This window comes from Sphingobacterium corticis (assembly GCF_042684745.1).
Classification (GTDB): Bacteria; Bacteroidota; Bacteroidia; order Sphingobacteriales; family Sphingobacteriaceae; genus Sphingobacterium; species Sphingobacterium corticis.
The window spans coordinates 715,178-732,889 of the sequence record NZ_JBHUMA010000006.1 but is presented as its reverse complement, the minus strand read 5'-3'; the positions used below and the strand labels follow the sequence as shown (position 1 = coordinate 732,889).

At 41.0% G+C, this 17,712-nt stretch carries 13 protein-coding genes and 1 tRNA gene; 7 read left to right on the top strand and 7 right to left on the bottom strand.

What is annotated here, in order from left to right; genetic code table 11:
* Positions 1–129 precede the first annotated feature (129 nt).
* The 4 genes from ACFSQ3_RS09115 to ACFSQ3_RS09100 all read right to left on the bottom strand — a co-directional run bounded on the left by ACFSQ3_RS09115 (position 130) and on the right by ACFSQ3_RS09100 (position 8,909).
* On the bottom strand, positions 130–1,446 hold the full coding sequence (locus ACFSQ3_RS09115) for an MFS transporter (protein WP_380869231.1): 1,317 nt from the start codon (positions 1,444–1,446) through the stop codon (positions 130–132).
* 13 nt (positions 1,447–1,459) lie between these two features.
* Complete coding sequence (locus ACFSQ3_RS09110; RefSeq protein WP_380869230.1) at positions 1,460–2,920, bottom strand: mannitol dehydrogenase family protein; 1,461 nt, start codon at positions 2,918–2,920, stop codon at positions 1,460–1,462.
* Positions 2,921–3,438: 518 nt separating this feature from the next.
* A complete protein-coding gene (locus tag ACFSQ3_RS09105; protein ID WP_380869229.1) occupies positions 3,439–6,561 on the bottom strand; it encodes a basic secretory protein-like protein in 3,123 nt (1,040 codons plus the stop codon).
* Positions 6,562–6,590: 29 nt separating this feature from the next.
* Positions 6,591–8,909, bottom strand: coding sequence for a transglycosylase domain-containing protein (locus tag ACFSQ3_RS09100; RefSeq protein WP_380869228.1), 2,319 nt, complete (start codon positions 8,907–8,909; stop codon positions 6,591–6,593).
* A gap of 220 nt (positions 8,910–9,129) precedes the next feature.
* Here ACFSQ3_RS09100 and rpoN point away from each other — a divergent pair, with 220 nt between their 5' ends.
* A complete protein-coding gene (rpoN, locus tag ACFSQ3_RS09095; protein WP_380869227.1) occupies positions 9,130–10,593 on the top strand; it encodes an RNA polymerase factor sigma-54 in 1,464 nt (487 codons plus the stop codon).
* A 2-nt stretch (positions 10,594–10,595) separates the two neighbouring features.
* On the opposite strand, the gene ACFSQ3_RS09090 is transcribed toward rpoN, so the two are convergent.
* From ACFSQ3_RS09090 to ACFSQ3_RS09080, 3 genes are all read right to left on the bottom strand, one after another.
* Positions 10,596–11,411, bottom strand: a complete 816-nt coding sequence (locus ACFSQ3_RS09090) for a ZIP family metal transporter (RefSeq protein ID WP_380869226.1) — start codon at positions 11,409–11,411, stop codon at positions 10,596–10,598.
* A gap of 87 nt (positions 11,412–11,498) precedes the next feature.
* Complete coding sequence (locus ACFSQ3_RS09085) at positions 11,499–11,780, bottom strand: GNAT family N-acetyltransferase (protein ID WP_380869225.1); 282 nt, start codon at positions 11,778–11,780, stop codon at positions 11,499–11,501.
* 3 nt (positions 11,781–11,783) lie between these two features.
* Positions 11,784–12,212, bottom strand: coding sequence for an SRPBCC family protein (locus ACFSQ3_RS09080; protein ID WP_380869224.1), 429 nt, complete (start codon positions 12,210–12,212; stop codon positions 11,784–11,786).
* 153 nt (positions 12,213–12,365) lie between these two features.
* On the opposite strand from ACFSQ3_RS09080, the gene ACFSQ3_RS09075 reads away from it, so the two are divergent.
* The 6 genes from ACFSQ3_RS09075 to ACFSQ3_RS09050 all read left to right on the top strand — a co-directional run bounded on the left by ACFSQ3_RS09075 (position 12,366) and on the right by ACFSQ3_RS09050 (position 17,709).
* Complete coding sequence (locus ACFSQ3_RS09075; RefSeq protein ID WP_380869223.1) at positions 12,366–12,731, top strand: Spx/MgsR family RNA polymerase-binding regulatory protein; 366 nt, start codon at positions 12,366–12,368, stop codon at positions 12,729–12,731.
* A gap of 13 nt (positions 12,732–12,744) precedes the next feature.
* Positions 12,745–14,700, top strand: coding sequence for a M1 family metallopeptidase (locus ACFSQ3_RS09070; protein ID WP_380869222.1), 1,956 nt, complete (start codon positions 12,745–12,747; stop codon positions 14,698–14,700).
* A 2-nt stretch (positions 14,701–14,702) separates the two neighbouring features.
* A complete protein-coding gene (locus tag ACFSQ3_RS09065) occupies positions 14,703–15,404 on the top strand; it encodes a carboxypeptidase-like regulatory domain-containing protein (RefSeq protein WP_380869221.1) in 702 nt (233 codons plus the stop codon).
* Positions 15,405–15,506: 102 nt separating this feature from the next.
* Positions 15,507–15,582: transfer RNA gene (locus tag ACFSQ3_RS09060), tRNA-Lys, on the top strand.
* A gap of 249 nt (positions 15,583–15,831) precedes the next feature.
* A complete protein-coding gene (locus tag ACFSQ3_RS09055) occupies positions 15,832–17,052 on the top strand; it encodes a site-specific integrase (RefSeq protein ID WP_380869220.1) in 1,221 nt (406 codons plus the stop codon).
* Positions 17,053–17,337: 285 nt separating this feature from the next.
* Positions 17,338–17,709, top strand: a complete 372-nt coding sequence (locus ACFSQ3_RS09050; RefSeq protein ID WP_380869219.1) for a hypothetical protein — start codon at positions 17,338–17,340, stop codon at positions 17,707–17,709.
* Positions 17,710–17,712 lie beyond the last annotated feature (3 nt).

Below are 17,712 nucleotides of genomic sequence, written 5' to 3'. Positions count from 1 at the left end.
CGAACTAAAATAATACTCGATCCGATTGCCATCATCAGCATTCAATACCCGTACCAAAAATTGCGAAGTACTATTTGCTATTGCAACTACCAAACGATCTTTACTTCTTAGTGGTTCTTATACTGAGAATTACCCGATAATATCAGTGCCACGCCTTTTAGATCCTGCGAAAGCATAACCCAAAATTACTAACTCGCACATCAACGAAATTATCCACGTCCAGCGCCAACCACCTAAACTGTCCGCTAAAGCACCTTGTAGCAAAGTAAATACAGCACCTCCGAAAACCGCGGAAACAAAAACACCCGAAGCTTTGGAGGTGTATTGCTTTAATCCCTTTATAGACAAGGAATAGATACAACTCCACATGGAAGAATGAAGCAAACCAATCGCCACTAAAAACCAAATATTATCGCTTATCATGGCGATAAGTACGAAGCTAGCGGCTAAAGTGGTTGTAACAATTAATTGGCTTCGTGCTGAAACATCCTTTAATAAACTTGACGCTATTCGCCCTACTAAAAAACCGCCCCAATACAAGGTAGAAAGCAAAGCATGAATTCCTAAATCCTTGCCGGCAATAATCAATTCCGTTTTCCCGAAAAAGCTTACAGGATTGCCCGATTCCATCAATTCGAATGCATACAAATTTAGATTCGCGCCAATGGCGACTTCCGTTCCAACATAGAAAAAGATCGCCACCACGCCTAATGCAAAATGTCGGAATGACCAAACGCTTCGAGGCAATTTGACGCTATCTGTCGTTAAGCGCGTGTTAGCAATATCTGGAATGGGCAATTTTATTGTAAAGATTATGACTATTAAAATACATAACATTAATGCCGTTATCGGATTAAGCAGTTGTTGTAATTGAATATTTTCGATAGATGTTCCACTGAACATAACCAATGTCACGAAGAAAGGCGCACTGGTTGTACCGATGGAATTAATTCCCGTAGTGATATTCAATCGTTGAACATCATTCGTTCCCTTCAAATCGTAGGAAGCCACGTAAGGATTTACGACGACCTGGATTACTGCTGCTGAGGTTCCCATTAGGAAAGACCCTGTAACGAAAACAATAAACCCATAAGGCAATACCACATCTGAAAACCGAATTGCATTGTCCGAATAATTATGACCAATCCAGGTCGACAACAAGTACATCGCTAATCCGCTGATGATAAAGAGCAAACCACGAATAATCGTCGTTTTGTAACCTACACGATTTACCCATCTACTACCTAATGTGCTGTTTATTAAATATCCCAAAAAGAAAAAGAAGGATATCGAGGTTGTTAAGGTATTTTTATAATTCCCGGCTTCGGAGAGGAAGGTTACCTTCAAAGGCGCTTGCAGCTGCTCATTTACTGTCGTTAAGAATCCAACGATAAAATAAATAAATGTAACGATGGCGTACGGCCAAATATTTCTTTGCGCTTTCATCCTAATCTTCGCACTAATTCATCGATTTTAAAACAGCATACACACCATGTTCCTTAATTGATTCACAATAATGTACGAATTGATCTGCAAACTTTTTGTTGTTTGCTAACCCGGCTCCTGCGAATGGTTTAAATTGCAAGAACTGCAACGGATCTTCCGATTCGATAAAAGGTAAGTCATTTACAGTCAACCAAGGTTCAGCGATATCATATGCTTCGCCATTATCGTCCTTTTTATATTTCAAATAATGTCGATATGAGGCCAAACCGAATGCGATTCGCGAGAAATCATTTTCTCCGGATAACATCTCGATAAGATTTGGCATAAGATAAATTGGAAACTTCGACATGCCATCAAAACATAGTCGGCTTACTTGATCGCTCACAGTGCTATTTGCGAATCGTTCAAGCAAGATAGTTTTATATGCGCTCAAATCGGTATTCGGCGGAGCGGGAACATAAGGTGTAATATCTTTATCCATAAAACTTTGAACAAAACGATGGATTTCGGGATCGTGCATGGCTTCGTCAACTTTCCGGAAACCCGATAGAAATGCGGGATACGATAACAGCGAGTGTGAAGCGTTTAGTAAACTTAATTTCATGTGCTCAAAACTTGTCACATCATCCGTAAACTCCACACCTATACGCTCCCAAGCTGGTCTTCCTGCCGCGAAATCATCTTCTACCACCCATTGAATAAAATCCTCACAATAGACGGGCACTATATCATCCGTAGCGTTTTTCTCGTTCAACCGAACGATATCTTCTACCCTAGTTGCTGGCGTGATTCGGTCGACCATGCTATTTGGGAATGTCACATTTTCTTTTGCCCAAACCGACAATTCCTTGTCCTGCTCCTCAAAAAATTGCGTAAATGCGCGCTTTGCTGTATCACCATTATGTTGCAGGTTATCGCATGAAAGAATGGTTATTCCGCCAACTCCGCTGTGCATTCTTCTTCGCAGACCTTCGGCAACATAACCAAATACCGTTTTAGGAGCGTTAACACTTTTGATATCAGCTGCCACCGCTAGGTCGTCAATTTGAAATTCTCCTGTTAAATTATCCAAGTTGTAGCCGCCCTCTGTGATAGTCAGCGTAATAATCTTCGTTTCCGCAGCAGCTATTTTTTCCAATATCGCTTCCGAATCTTCCATGGCCCACAGTACCTCGACAAGCGAATTAATCTGATGTACTTCATTTCGACCATCCCGCCCACAAACTGTCAACGTATACGTACCTTTTTGGCTTTTGAGATTGCGCACCAACTTTTCATCGCCGGGGAGCAAAGCTACACCACAAATTCCCCAATGGTGCTGATCAGCATCGTTTAACAAAAGATTGGTATAATACTGCTGATGTGCGCGATGAAAATTACCCACGCCGATGTGCACTATACCAATGTTAATATTCTGCCTATGATAAGATGGCACTATGACATTATTACCAGACGATTCGAAAGTTTGAAGCATAATTTGCAATTATTGTCGTTTAATATTTACTAAACAAATAGTAGAGGAATTGTTCTTGGCGACCATACAATACCTCTTAACAAAATAGCGCTTACTGATTTCTAATCTAGGAAAATAGACGCTTAAAAAATAATTTTTAGAGGCTGAACGTACATAAGATTTTGGGATTTGTATGGAACGGTTACGATGCTATTGGTGTGGCAGACAGCAAACTTCCTACCTTGAAAACGCATTTTTCGATATTCCATACGGGAAACCGTAATGACTAAAAGAGATGAACAGCTAATTTCGAACAAAATTAATACGTGTTCTATTTCTACAACAAAATTTTCAGAAAATCCCCGCCTATGCGGGCTGTCGTGTCGCTAGCGCTACAAATCATAGCGATACTTATCTTGCTATTTATCCTGAATGGATAAAATATAAGAAACCCGTATTTGCAAAAAAGTCGCCGTCAACACATGAAGTGCAAAACGGCGACCTTAACAACCCTATACATTAACTATTTGATTTTTAGACTACCAACCCGGAGCAAAGTTTAATCCGAAGTGTCCAAATTCCGAACGACCTTTAATCAAAGGAATAGCATAATAAGGTTCTAATATCATCGCGCCGAACAGATTTACCCGCATTGAAATGCCAAGACTATATAGCGGAGCACGCACATTTCTATCATATTCGTAAAAACTTTGACCATTTGGATCAGTCACCAGATTTCGGTCAGCATCCGTTTTTGACCATTTTAAAGTATTTCCCTTATTCCAAGCTAAGCCCGCATCGAAGAACAAGTTAAGGTCGGACCACAGTAAGCCGGATTTAAACAAAGCCAATCCTTCTGGTCCAGTAAATGGCAAACGTACTTCGAAGTTTGCAACGGCCATTCGAGACCCCACTAAATCATTAAAGGTTGCCCTTCCGGATTGATCGCGAATTTGCTCGAAACCGCGCATAAGGAAAGGGTAACCGATGTACAATCCTTGGAAACGATTTTCACCCTCACCCACCCGCATATATGAATATGCACGCGCCGCCAATGTAATTGGCTTCAAGCGTTTGTAATGACGGTAATCAATGTTGTAAATTTGAAAATTATGTTCACCCAAATTTTGACCCACAGTCATTCTATATCGGTATCCCTGCAAAGGCGCTGCAACACCATTCACTGCGTTATCTCCAACGAATCCCGCAGTCACTTGTGGCATCGTAAACGGATCTAAGTTACCAAGTCCCAGACGCTGTGCTTCTTCATTGCTCATCGCTTGCCGATCACCCAAGCCAGAAAACTGTCCGTAGCGCCAATGCTCTGCACGATACCCATAGCGAGCATAAGCCGCTCCCATCTCGAAGCGGTGAATGCGATTGAATGGATAAGCGACAAAGCCTTCCAGCTGCGTTTGAAATTGACGCATCAAATAGGTGTTCTCTACCCATTCCTCACCGCGACCAAGATCTTGTCGGTTGTAACTCGAAAAGCCATAACGGAAAGGAATATGGGAAGCCGCAAAACCCCAGTTCCAACGACTACGTTTGTTGATGTATGCAACCTGACCACCGAAATCGTATATTTCTCCATTGACATTTAATGCGCCAACGATCTGATTGTAGCCTAGAATATCAGAGAAAGTACCAAAAACACCGCCGGCCATACCGGCACCATAGCGATTTCCAACCGTCATTCCCATCATGCCCATATTGCTTAGCTGATCGAGTTTAAATTGAGGATTATACGCAATATTTTGAATTTGTGAATCGCCGATTCTTCCGTAAGCGTTGAAATTTCGCAAATTGTAATTAACGATGTTAATCCCTCGATCTGCATCTGGGAAAAGCATTGCAGCTTGGAAATCTACCGTTTGCGAATTAACGACTTCTGGCGTGAATTCATCTGCGGTAGCACGGTAAACGCTATATTCGTTGTTTTTGAAAAAGGAATAAACAATTTCATCCTGCGCGGAAATACTCATCGCGGGCGAATACTCCGTGATACCGCTAATTCCGGTGAAATAATCCGTTAATCGCTCCACCTGTCCAGATGACAATACGACGCGGTACATATTTCGGAAGCCATCGCTGTTCGACAAGAAATAAACCTGTGATCCGTCTGCCGAGAACTGTGGGTTCAAGTTGTTCGCTCCTGCGAATACATCTAAATTTTCTAGCTTGCGTGCTTTTAAATCATAGATCGCTAGATTCATAGGAATATCTACCGAACGATTATCACCTTGCAACGCCAATCGATCCGTTGCAAAAACTAAGAAACGGCCATCCCTAGAAAAGCTAGGTTGTACATCCGAATAATAATCATCCATCAATTGATCAAGCTTCTTGGAGTTAAGGTTGTACGTGTACAAATCGCTTTGTCCATTCTTTAAGCCTGAAAAGGCGAGCGTTTCGCCATCGGGCGCCCACGAGATATTGGTAAATTGTGCCACACCTTCCATCTCCACTAAACCCAATTGCCGACGTTTTTCCACGTCAATAATCATCAGCTTGTTTTTACCTTGATTAAATACGCTAAATGCAAATTTCTTACTATCTGGCGAAAACGCTCCAGCAGATTCTATAAAGCTAAAAGCATCGATATCTTTGTTCGTTTGCCTGCTTCCAAGCTTCTTAAGTACTTGCCCCGTTTTGGCATCCGCCAAAAAGAGATCGATCCCAAATAAATCTAGTTCAGATAAAAAAGCGACATATTTTCCGTCCGGAGAAATGGCAGGCGACACATTCATCCGCCCAGCATTCGATCGTGTCAACAGCGGTGTACCAATTGGGCGCGTTGTCGTATCCTTACCCAAGCCGCGATACGTGCTTTCCATCGTGTTTTTCCATAACGTAGAAATCGTTTGCGCATCGTAACCAAAAACGCGTTTCATACCGGTTTCATAGCCGTATTTTGCGGTTTCGATAAACATCGGCATAATCACAGTGTCGCCATACGTCGCTCCGATGAACGCTAAAAAAGATTGACCATACCGATATGGAAAATAACGATATGATTGATCGGTCATCTGCTTCAACGAAGGAAAATCATTTCTCGCGTAGGCATCACGCATCCACATCGACGTAAAGGCATCTTTTTTTCCGATGGAAAAATATTCCGCCATCCCCTCAATCATCCATAATGGAATATTGCCGACATTTTCTAAACGTGTGCTATCATTTCCTTCGATTAATACGCGATATTGAAAAGCGTGCACCAATTCGTGACCAAGAACATGTCGTGTTTGATGATTTGATTGCGCAATCGGCATCACCACGCGCTGCTTATATGCTTCCGTAAATCCACCTGTTCCTTCACCAACTTCGCCCGGCGTTGCGGTCGTTTGCTGGAAATCGGGATGATTATTATAAAAGATAATTGGGTTTTTACGGAGGAACGTGTCTTGGAAAACCTGCTGATGCATTTCATACCAAACTTCCGATTCTTTGGCCAACCAATGCATCATGGAATCGTTATTTAGGTAGTAGTAAACATTGAAGTGAGGCGTATCATACACCTTGAAATCAAGCTTTTTATACCTCATTTTGTTCTGGCCAAAATACTGCGCTGTACTCGTGGTCGGCAATAACAAATAGAAGCAAGCAAACAGCAATGCTAATACAGGATAGCGATAACTAAACATACTTTTAGAATCATTCATAATATAAGCGACAACCTATTTAATAGGTACTAATTTTGTTCTGTCAGATCAGGCTCAATAATATCCGGGAAGGTGATGCTTTCAAAATCCGGCATCTCTTCTTCAATATCTAGCGTTAAGGAATCCGGCTGAATCCGAATACGCGGACTTGGACAAAGATATGACTTCTTAATTTCCACAGACGCTTCGGGAAACTTCCCGAAGGTTACACCAAGTTCAGGTTGCTGGTAAAGCTTCTCCATAAAGGAAGCGTAAATTGGCAATGCTGTTTTTGAGCCTTCCCCATTTGCTGAACTCGTAAAATGAATACTTTGCTCATCGCAACCTACCCAAACTCCGGCAACTAAATCTTTGGTGACCCCCATATACCAAGCATCCACATAATCAGACGAGGTTCCGGTTTTCCCACCGATTTCATTTTCGTTTTGGAACAAATCCCATTCCCATAGCGCTTGGGAAGTTCCTCCGGGTTCCTCAATCGTTCCGCGCAACATATAACTCATTAACCAGGCATTTTCCGGCGTAATAACCTGTTTTTGTTCCGATTCAAATGTAGCCACCACGTTATTATTGGCATCCACAATTTTAGAAACAAGAATCGGTTCGGTACGCTTTCCTTTATTCATAAAGGCCGCATACGCGCGAACCATTTCAAAAACAGAAACATCATTTGACCCCAATCCAACGGAAGGTACTGACGCCAATGGACTTGTTATGCCCAGTTTCTTAGCCATTTCCACCACCTTATCCCAACCAATATCGTTGGTGATTTGTGCGGTTACACTGTTTAATGAACGAGCCATTGCCCAGCGAAGCGACATCTGTTGGTGCGAAAAATTCCAATCGGCATTTTTCGGTTCCCAAACTTCGTCCTCATTCTTGTTGTTCACGAATTCAATGCGAACCGGCTTATCCTCATATTTATCGCATGGCGACATACCCGATTCCAACGCCGCCATATAAGCAAAAGGCTTAAAGGTCGAGCCTGCTTGACGTTTAGATTGATTAACGTGATCGAATTTATAGAAACGATGATCAATACCTCCGATCCAAACTTTAATTTCGCCGGAATATGGATTCATCGCCATCATTCCCATATTGAGCATGGTCAAATAATGCTGTAAAGAATCCATTGTAGAAAGCGATTGCTTCTCCATGCCATCCCAAGTAAACACTTCCATGTCCTTGGTTTTGCGCATCACCTCGAAAACTTCCGCTTCATTATTATTGTGCCGCTCCATCAGCGACTTATAGATCGGCAATTGACGCGCTTGATTTTCGAGAAATTCAGGCACTACTTCGCCACTTTTATCTCGCCACGGCTCTTTTCCTCGCCAAATATTGTCAAACCGTTGTTGCAAATTCCGCATCTGCTGCACCATGTTTTCCTGCGCTAACTGCTGCATACGAGAATCAATCGTCGTATAGATTTTTAAACCGCTGGTGTAAATATCTACGTCGTTTTCTTTTGACCATTTGTCCAACCATTTTTCTACCGCACTACGTAAATAAGAATCATTCGAACCCGAAACATCCGTGTAGTTCAAATTTAGTCCCAGAGAATCTTTCGAAAATTGCTGATATTTCGCATCGTCAAGATATCCTTCTTTAAGCATCTGACTTAAAACGACATTCCTACGCTTCCAAGCATTTTTTGGATTTCGAATTGGATTGTATAAAGTCGTTGCTTTTAACATACCAATTAGAACGGCAGCTTCTTTATCAGCAACTTGGGAAGGCTGTTTATTGAAGTAACGCAATGAAGCTGATTTAATACCGTACGCATTGTTACTAAACGAAACGGTATTCAGATACATGGTGATAATTTCCTCTTTGGAATAGCGGCTTTCCAATTTGAAAGCCGTCATCCATTCTTTATATTTCGTGATTAGAATACCCAAGCCCGGCAGTCTTCCTAGCAAACCTTGCGATTCCTGATACCGCGTTTTATACAAGTTTTTCGATAACTGTTGTGTTATCGTACTACCTCCACGCCCACTTCCTTTCAATGTAGATACGACACTACTAACTAGACCAATAGCATCCACGCCACTATGTTTATAAAAGCGAACATCCTCCGTTGCAATTAGCGCATTTAGAATCGATGGCGAAATACTATCAAATGGAACGGGATCGCGGTCTTCGCGGAAATAGCGACCAATTAGTACCGAATCGGCTGTGTACAATTCAGAACTGACGTTAAGCGTTGGCAGGAAAATATCCTTTTGCGTTGGCGAATAGCCAAAAAGCCAAAGAAAATTTAATTGGATAGCACAGGTTATGATAATGATCGCGTAGATTAAAATTAAAACCCAACGAACAACCTGATTTTTGACACGCTTAAACATCCCGTAAAAATGAGTAATTAGTTTGATAATCGATGATGCAATTTCGAAAAAAACGTTAAAATATATAGTTTATTTACGCTATTTAACACTTTTACGATCAATGAAAATTTATTCGGCGCGCATTGTAGCAATAATTGTACCTAAATTTTCGGTTTTGCGTAATTTCATTACCTTTATACTCGAAATTGATTAAATTTACCAAATCAAACAATTACATCGAATGCTAAAGCAGACCCTACAACAAAAGCTTCTTCAGAAACTATCTCCGCAGCAAATACAATTTATTAAGTTGTTACAGGTACCGACAGTATCTTTGGATGCGCGCATCAAGGAAGAGTTGGAGGAAAATCCGGCTTTGGAAGATGGAAGTTTAGCAAACATGAATGATCCTGTTGAGGAGTATCCGGATCGTGATCCAGACGAAAATTATGAGATGGAAGAACGGGGAGCGGATGAGGAGTTCAGCGTGGAAGAATACATACAGGAGGAAGATTTTAATGATTACAGTTCGTCGTATTCCAGCGATGATGACGATGACCGTAAAGAAATTCCTGTTGCAATCCAAGATTCCTTTTACGAAAACCTACGTAATCAACTGGACTTACTTGCTCTGAGTGATAAATCATATCAAATTGGTTTACAAGTTATTGGAAGTCTTGATGATGATGGTTACTTGAGAAGACCGATCTTATCATTAATTGATGATTTGGCGTTTTCACAAAACGTGATTGCAGAGGAAGAGGAAGTGATGGAAATGCTGAAGGTCGTACAAGAGTTTGATCCTGCCGGAGTTGGAGCACGCGATTTACAGGAATGCTTGCTTATTCAGCTTCGCAAAAAAGATTTGAATAACCCAATTATTCAAAAAGCAATTGATGTAATTGAACGATTCTTGGATGAATTTATCAAAAAACATTACGATAAAATTGAGAAGCAATTAGGCGTAAATTCCGCGGAGCTACGCGATATTTTTGCAGAGATATTAAAACTTAATCCGAAACCGGGCGATTCTGGAGCAGCAGCCGGCAAGCAAATGCACGTTATTCCCGATTTCCACATTTCTAACAACGATGGCATTTTACACCTGACCTTGAACGGAAGAAATGCCCCTGAACTTCGTGTTTCCCGATCTTATCAGGAAATGTTCGCTCACTACGAAAAAGCAGAGAAAAACGATAAGAAGATGAAGGATGCCGTTCAATTTGTTAAGCAAAAACTGGATTCGGCAAAATGGTTTATTGACGCCATCAAGCAGCGCCAGCAAACGCTTTTAAAAACCATGAATGCGATCATGGAGTATCAATATGATTATTTTTTGAAAGGTGATGATCGCATGTTGAAACCAATGATTTTAAAGGATATTGCGGAACGCATCGAAATGGATATCTCTACCGTATCGCGCGTAGCTAATTCGAAATACGTGCAAACCGAATTCGGCACATTTCTATTAAAGTCGTTCTTTTCAGAAGCCATTCAAACTGATTCCGGCGAAGAGGTTTCTAATAAAGAGGTCAAGAAAATATTGGAAGAATGTATCGGCAATGAAGATAAACGCAAACCATTGGCTGATGAAAAACTTACGGAGATCTTAAAGGAGAAAGGTTATTCGATCGCACGTCGTACCGTAGCAAAATACCGAGAAGCGATGAACATCCCAGTTGCACGATTGAGAAAGGAACTTTAGGATTATCCTAAAGCTACATCTAATACCATCATGACGACAAAGCCGATTACGAAACCAAGAATCGGCACATCGGAATGTCCTTCTGCTTGGGTTTCCGGAATTACTTCTTCGATAACGACAAAAATCATTGCTCCTGCGGCAAAAGCTAATGCGTAAGGCAATATTGGAACGAAAAAACCAACAGCCACAGCGCCAATCACGGCGAAGATTGGCTCCACGATTGCCGAAAGTTGTCCGTACGTAAAGCTTTTCCAACGACTTAATCCCATTCTGCGCAATGGCATAGCAACGGCAATTCCCTCGGGGAAATTTTGCAAACCAATACCTACGGCTAATAATACCGCACCTGCAATACTTGCATCACCTAATCCATACGCAACACCGCCAAACAAAACGCCTACAGCCAATCCCTCTGGAATGTTGTGTAACGCAATAGCTATTACCAACAAGGTTGTTCGGTGTAAAGATGATTTCGGCCCTTCAGATTTCGAGAAATTGAGATGCAAATGGGGCATCAGCTTATCTAACCCAAAGATAAAAAGCGCGCCTAAAACAAACCCGACAGCCGCCGGCATTACTTTAACAAAACCTTCGCCTTCGCTCATATCAATAGCGGGCTGTAGCAAGCTCCAAAAACTAGCGGCGATCATCACACCACCAGTAAATCCGAGCATCATATTGAGAAATTTGCGATTTACCTCTCGGAAGAAGAATACCAATGCTGCTCCTACAGCGGTTACTCCCCAAGTAAATAATCCTGCGTAAAGTGCAGCTTGTACGGGGGGAATAGAAGAAAAATAAGCAATGATGCTATCCATAGTATAAGTAAATCGAACAAAATTTTATTCGACCATGGCACAAAGAAACCAAAAAACTCAATGCGTTGTAGCTGTTTAAAAAATTATTTAAGCTAAGACATCCTTATATTCTTCGTTCTTTTCAAATTCGGCAGCAGCAAATGGACATTGTGGCACCACCTTCCAACCTTTTTCTCTGGCAATCGAAACCACCTCTCCCACCAAATCTTTGGCAATGCCGCGCCCACGCGCAAAGGATTCAACCTCGGTATGGTCTATGACAATCTTTTGATCATCACGCTTCACATAGGTAATTTCGCCAATTTGAATATCGTCTTCTAAAGCTAAAATAGTAGATTTAGCCTCTTTATCTATCCGTTTGAATTCCATGATTTATTTCTCTAAATAATTCGTTAACGATCGTTTTAATACATCACCCCATCCGGCTTCGAAATTATCTACTCCGAATGATTCTCCACCTTCTTTATGATTGAGTAAATGTTCGTGTGTCAAACGAACCGATGTAGCTGATCCTCGAGGAATCAGTTCCCAAGTGACAACAGATTCTCCAGTCATCAATTCCGGATAATTCCACGTGTATTTCAATAGCGATTTATCGACCGATTCTAGTATTTTGCAACGATGCAAAAACATACGCTTTCGACCGACCCGACTAAACTCGAACTCATCCCCCTCTTCTGTAGAAAATGTTGGCACATCAAAGCACCATTCACGAATTTGATCCGGCAAAGTGAGCGCTTCCCAAACCTTTTCGGCAGGAACATTATAAGTCACCTCAATATGTATGGTATCCAAGTGCATAGGTCGAAAAATTTATTATCAAATTACGATTTATCTCGATCATTACCTAATCAAAATAATTTCATCACCATAACTTTACATTAAACACGAATTCGTGTAAGAAGTTTGCAAAATAACGCTGCTCGATATGTGATAATTTAATATCTTTATCTCATGACTACATCCAAAGAAGCCACTTTGCACGTTTACGGAATAAAAAACTGTAATACGGTAAAGAAAGCACTCGATTGGCTCACAGAAAACAACAAATCTTTCGAATTTCACGATTTCAAAAAAGAGCCGGCAACTGCAGAAAAGCTAGAAGAATGGGAACAGCATGTACCCTTCGAAACGCTGGTAAACAAAAAAGGAACAACTTGGCGTAAACTCGACAAGTCGGAACAAGAATCTGTCGTCGATGCCAAATCCGCCAATAAAGTACTGTTAGAGAACAACAGCATGATCAAACGTCCAATCGTAGAATACAAAAATGGGATTCTAGTTGGATTTGATGAAGAAGCTTATAAAACACAATTATAGAAAACAACTTTTCATGAATAGATTATTATTGAGTTTGGCAACTGCTGGAATTGCCATGACAACGCTATCGCTAGAAGCGCAACAAAAAAAAGAATCGTTATACAACTACACGGAAGCTTTTCATCCAATATTTTATAATAACAACGGATCTCCATATCGCTCAGCAAGCGGCCGCCCCGGACATCAGTATTGGCAAAATGCAGCTAGCTATGATCTAAAAGTGCGTTTGGATGAGCAATCAAAACGTGTAACTGGTAGCGTGACGATTACTTACACCAACAATAGCCCGGACGAGTTGAGCTACATTTGGCTGCAATTGGATCAAAATCTATTCGAACCAAACTCTATCGGGCAAACTGTGGTGCCACTAACAAATAGTCGTTATGGTAGCGCAGGAAATGATTTTAAAGGTGGTTACGAGATTTCAAAAGTCGTTTCTGGCGGACAGAGCGATGTCAAATACACGATAAACGATACACGCATGCGTGTAGATTTGCCGAAACCTGTTGCGGCGAACGGCGGTAAAACGACGTTGACCATTGATTACGGCTACACTGTACCAGAATATGGCGCAGATCGAACCGGTATTTTAAGCACAAAGGCAGGAGATATTTTTGCGATTGCGCAATGGTATCCGCGTGTTTATGTTTACGACGATGTTCAAGGTTGGAACGTATTGCCTTACACCGGTCCGGGGGAGTTTTATTGCGAGTACGGTGATTTTAATGTAGAAATTACCGCTCCAGCAGATCACATTGTCGTGATGGGCGGAGAATTATTAAATCCGCAAGATGTTTGGACAACCGAGCAATTGAGCCGGTATAAAGAAGCACAAAAAAGTGATAAAACCGTTATGATTCGCTCAGCTAACGAGGTTGGTAATAAAGCATCGCGCCCAAATAAAAAGGAATTAACGTGGAAGTTTCGTCTAGAAAATGCGCGCGACGTAGCATGGGCCTCTTCTAAAGCATTTATCGTTGATGGTGCACGAATCAATCTACCAAGTGGAAAAACGTCGTTAGCTTTATCAGCGTACCCCGCAGAAAGTAACGGCAACAACGCATGGGAACGTTCGACAGAATACACGAAAGCTTCTATCGAGCACTACTCAAAAAAATGGTTTGAATATCCTTATCCTGCCGCTGTCAACGTAGCCTCGAATGTTGGTGGCATGGAGTATCCGGGAATTTCCTTTTGTTCTAGCAAAGCAAAAGCGGGCAGTCTTTGGGGCGTAACGGATCACGAATTCGGTCATAACTGGTTCCCCATGATCGTAGGAAGCAACGAACGTTTGCATGCTTGGATGGACGAGGGTTTCAATACATTCATCAACGATTTATCGACCGAAGCATTTAATAACGGTGAATACCAACGTAGAATGGGCGATAAAAACGCAATGACAGCAGCATTTGCTGCCCCTGCTTTGGAACCAATCATGAGTTCGCCGCAAAATATGCGCGAGCGCAATTTGGGAATTTTAGCGTATTACAAACCGGGATTTGGACTTCGCCTACTGCGTGATGAAATTGTTGGCGCAAAGCGGTTTGATGCAGCTTTTAGAACATACGTGCACAATTGGGCATTCAAACACCCGACTCCGGAAGATTTCTTCCGTACAATCGAAAACGAAACGGGCGAAAATCTTGCTTGGTTTTGGCGCGGATGGTTCCAGCATAACTGGTTACTCGACCAAGCGATTGATGAAGTGAGATATGTAGAAATGAGTCCGGAAAAAGGTGCTATCGTACAGATCAGCAACCTCGGTCAGTTACCAATGCCAGTCGTTATTGAGGCTGTAACGGAAAGTGGTAAAAAAGTTCGCAAAAAGCTTCCTGTGGATGTTTGGGAGCGAAACAAAACTTGGTCATTTGCGTTAGATACAACAGAACCAGTTGTTTCTGTAACTATAGATCCAGATCAAGTTTATCCGGATGTTAATAAAGAGAACAACGTTTGGAAAGCGAAATAACTATGAAACAAAGTATATTATCATTTTCAATATTTGCTTTATTTATCTTGACCAATGCCGGATCGGCATTGGCTCAAGATCTAAAAGGGGTAGTTTTCGATTTGCAAGATAGCCACAAGCTTCGTGGAATCACGGTGAAGAATTTAAACAACAATAAAGAAACGGAAACTGATAGCGAAGGAAACTTCACAATATCTGCCAAAACAAATGATTACCTGACATTGTCTGGTGGCGGATATCAGTCGGACACCATATTCGTGTTTGAGGAAGCTATTCGCAGAATTTATTTGGTACGAGATCAAAGCACATTGGTCATCAATGAGGTTTTTGTGACGCGCCTATCGGATAGCCGATTGGCGAATGAGATTGCCAGAGCCAAACGAGAGGGTCAGGCCGCGGAAGCGAGCCAACAACGTGGTGGATTGCGTGTTTCTCCTTCTCGCCTATTTGGTAGAAAAGGAAAACAGGCTCGCAGCAATTTGGACATTTTATTTGCAGAACGTGATAATAGGAAAATCGACAAAATATTTAGCAATCAACTTATTCGTTCTATAACACCATTAAATGAAGATGAAATTCCGTTGTTCCGCGAAGGATATCGTCCAAGTTTATCATTTATTGAAAGTGCGACACCAGAGGATTTAAGAGCTTATATTAGTGACGCTTACACTAAATTTAGATCTCAAAAAACCGACCTGAAATAGCATTAAAGCAAGAAAATTTAAAAATAGATTTGCAGTTTCAATTTAAAACACTACCTTTGCATCACTTCAAACAACGAAAGTTATTTCGATAATAAGAAGTACGATTCCGTAGCTCAGCTGGTAGAGCATTACACTTTTAATGTAGTGGTCCTGGGTTCGAATCCCAGCGGGATCACCAAGAGTAACATCAAAAATCATTAAAACCCTGCAAATCAAATGTTTGCAGGGTTTTTTATTTTGTTTAACCTATCAAAATATGCACGAAATCGCATACTTGAGGTGAGTTTTTCGGTGAGTCTTTTCGATATTTCAAATGACTCACCGAATCAAGTTACAACATATTGATATTGAACAGGTTCACCAATAGGACATCTTGTTAAAATAGTACTGCAAAGCTAATTTTGTTTCACTTTAAAACATGTTAGTTATGAAAACTAATTTTAATGTCCTCTTCTTTTTGAAGAAACCAAAAAATTACCAATCGCAAAGTTTATGCTTTATCTACTGGCGCATTACTCTGGGCGGCAAACGTTGGGAACGCCCGACAGGTAAAAAAACAGCAGCCGAAAACTGGAATGTCCATGCCGGAAGAATCTTTGGAAAAACCCAGCAAGTCAAAACAATCAATGCATTCTTGGAGAATTTACGTACTAAGCTTTATTCCGTATACGATGAGCTTCGCATGGAAGGTAGTAATTTAGACATATTAGCTTTGAAGCATCGCTACTTGGGTATTAAAGAAGCTGAATACACCATACTTGATGCTGTGAAGATGCATAATGAGAAAATGCAGGCATTGGTTGAAAATGGCGAATATGCCATAGGAACGCTTAAAAGATTTCAGGTATTAGATCGCCACATTCAGCAGTTTGTAAAACACACCTACAATCAAAGCGATGTCACCTTAAATGATATCGAACAGACATTTGTTGATGATTTCGAATTCTATCTTCGCTCGGTGAAGTCAAATGATATTAACACATCCAATAAGCATTTAAAGAATTTGAAGAAAATCATTCTGACATGTTTACGCTACAAATGGATTGATCAGAATCCGTTTGACGGACGTAAACTTCAATCCAAACCTGTCAACAGGACATTTCTAACAGCTGACGAGTTAAAAAGAATCACAGAAAAAGAACTAACTACACAGCGATTAATTCAGGTGCGTGACTTCTTTCTATTCAGCTGCTATACAGGATTATCCTATGCAGACGTGCACAAGCTTCGCCTTAGTGATATTAGCACTGGTGTGGATGGCGGAAAATGGATATTTACAAATCGGCAAAAAACAGACAGCCGAGTCGCTGTACCGTTACTTCCCGTAGCTCGTAGTATCTTAGCCAAATATGCAGACAACCCTTGGTGCCAAACAAATAATCGAGCACTTCCAATATCCAGCAATCAAAAAATGAATGAATATTTGGTGGAGATTGCCGCGCTTTGCGGCATCAATAAAACGCTTGGCAACCGTGTTGCCAAAAGAACTTTTGCTACCACCGTAACACTGATGAATGGCGTACCCATTGAAAGTGTATCCAAGATGCTAGGTCATAGCAGTATTCGCACCACACAACTCTATGCCAAAGTACTCGACAAAAAAGTAAGCGATGATATGGCTCCCCTGATGGAAAAGTTTGTCATCTGATAAAAGGAGTAATTACCAGATCCAGTAAACCAAAAAGTGTTTCGTATGCTCAAAATGCTTTTTGGTTTATTGATTTTTGAAAACCTTAAAAATGTAGTTCTGTTTTAAAGTCGCTGACTTGATTACGGAAATCTACACAATCGATTGCGCAAAAAAATATTCGCAATTATATCTATTTTTATGGAAGGATAGGTAAGATTCACTAATTGGTAAGATTGGTACATACCTTTTCCGATATCTATGACTTACCCGAAAAATAAACCGATGCCTAAATTCTTTAAAGCTATGGACATCCTAATTGTAGATCTATCCAGCATAGCACGTTTTGGCTTGACGTTAGCTATCAGTCACATTAACAAATTGGCGAATTTCGATGAAGCAGATAGCTTCCAACAATGTACTGGATTAATAGCATTGAAGCCTTATGATTTCGTCTTTCTAAACCCCAACATATTTCCTACGCAGTCCATCGATTTTCTTGCAAAAATAAAGCAAATAGAACCTCAAGTCAATCTTGTTATTATTAAAGACGATCGCACATGTCAGGAATTTGTTCACCGATCAAAGTTTTACAGCAAACATAATATAGAGTTAGTACAGGCACTGGATTTATGTAGCGAAGCATTAGAGCGGATATTGCATAGTATTGATCACTGAAGA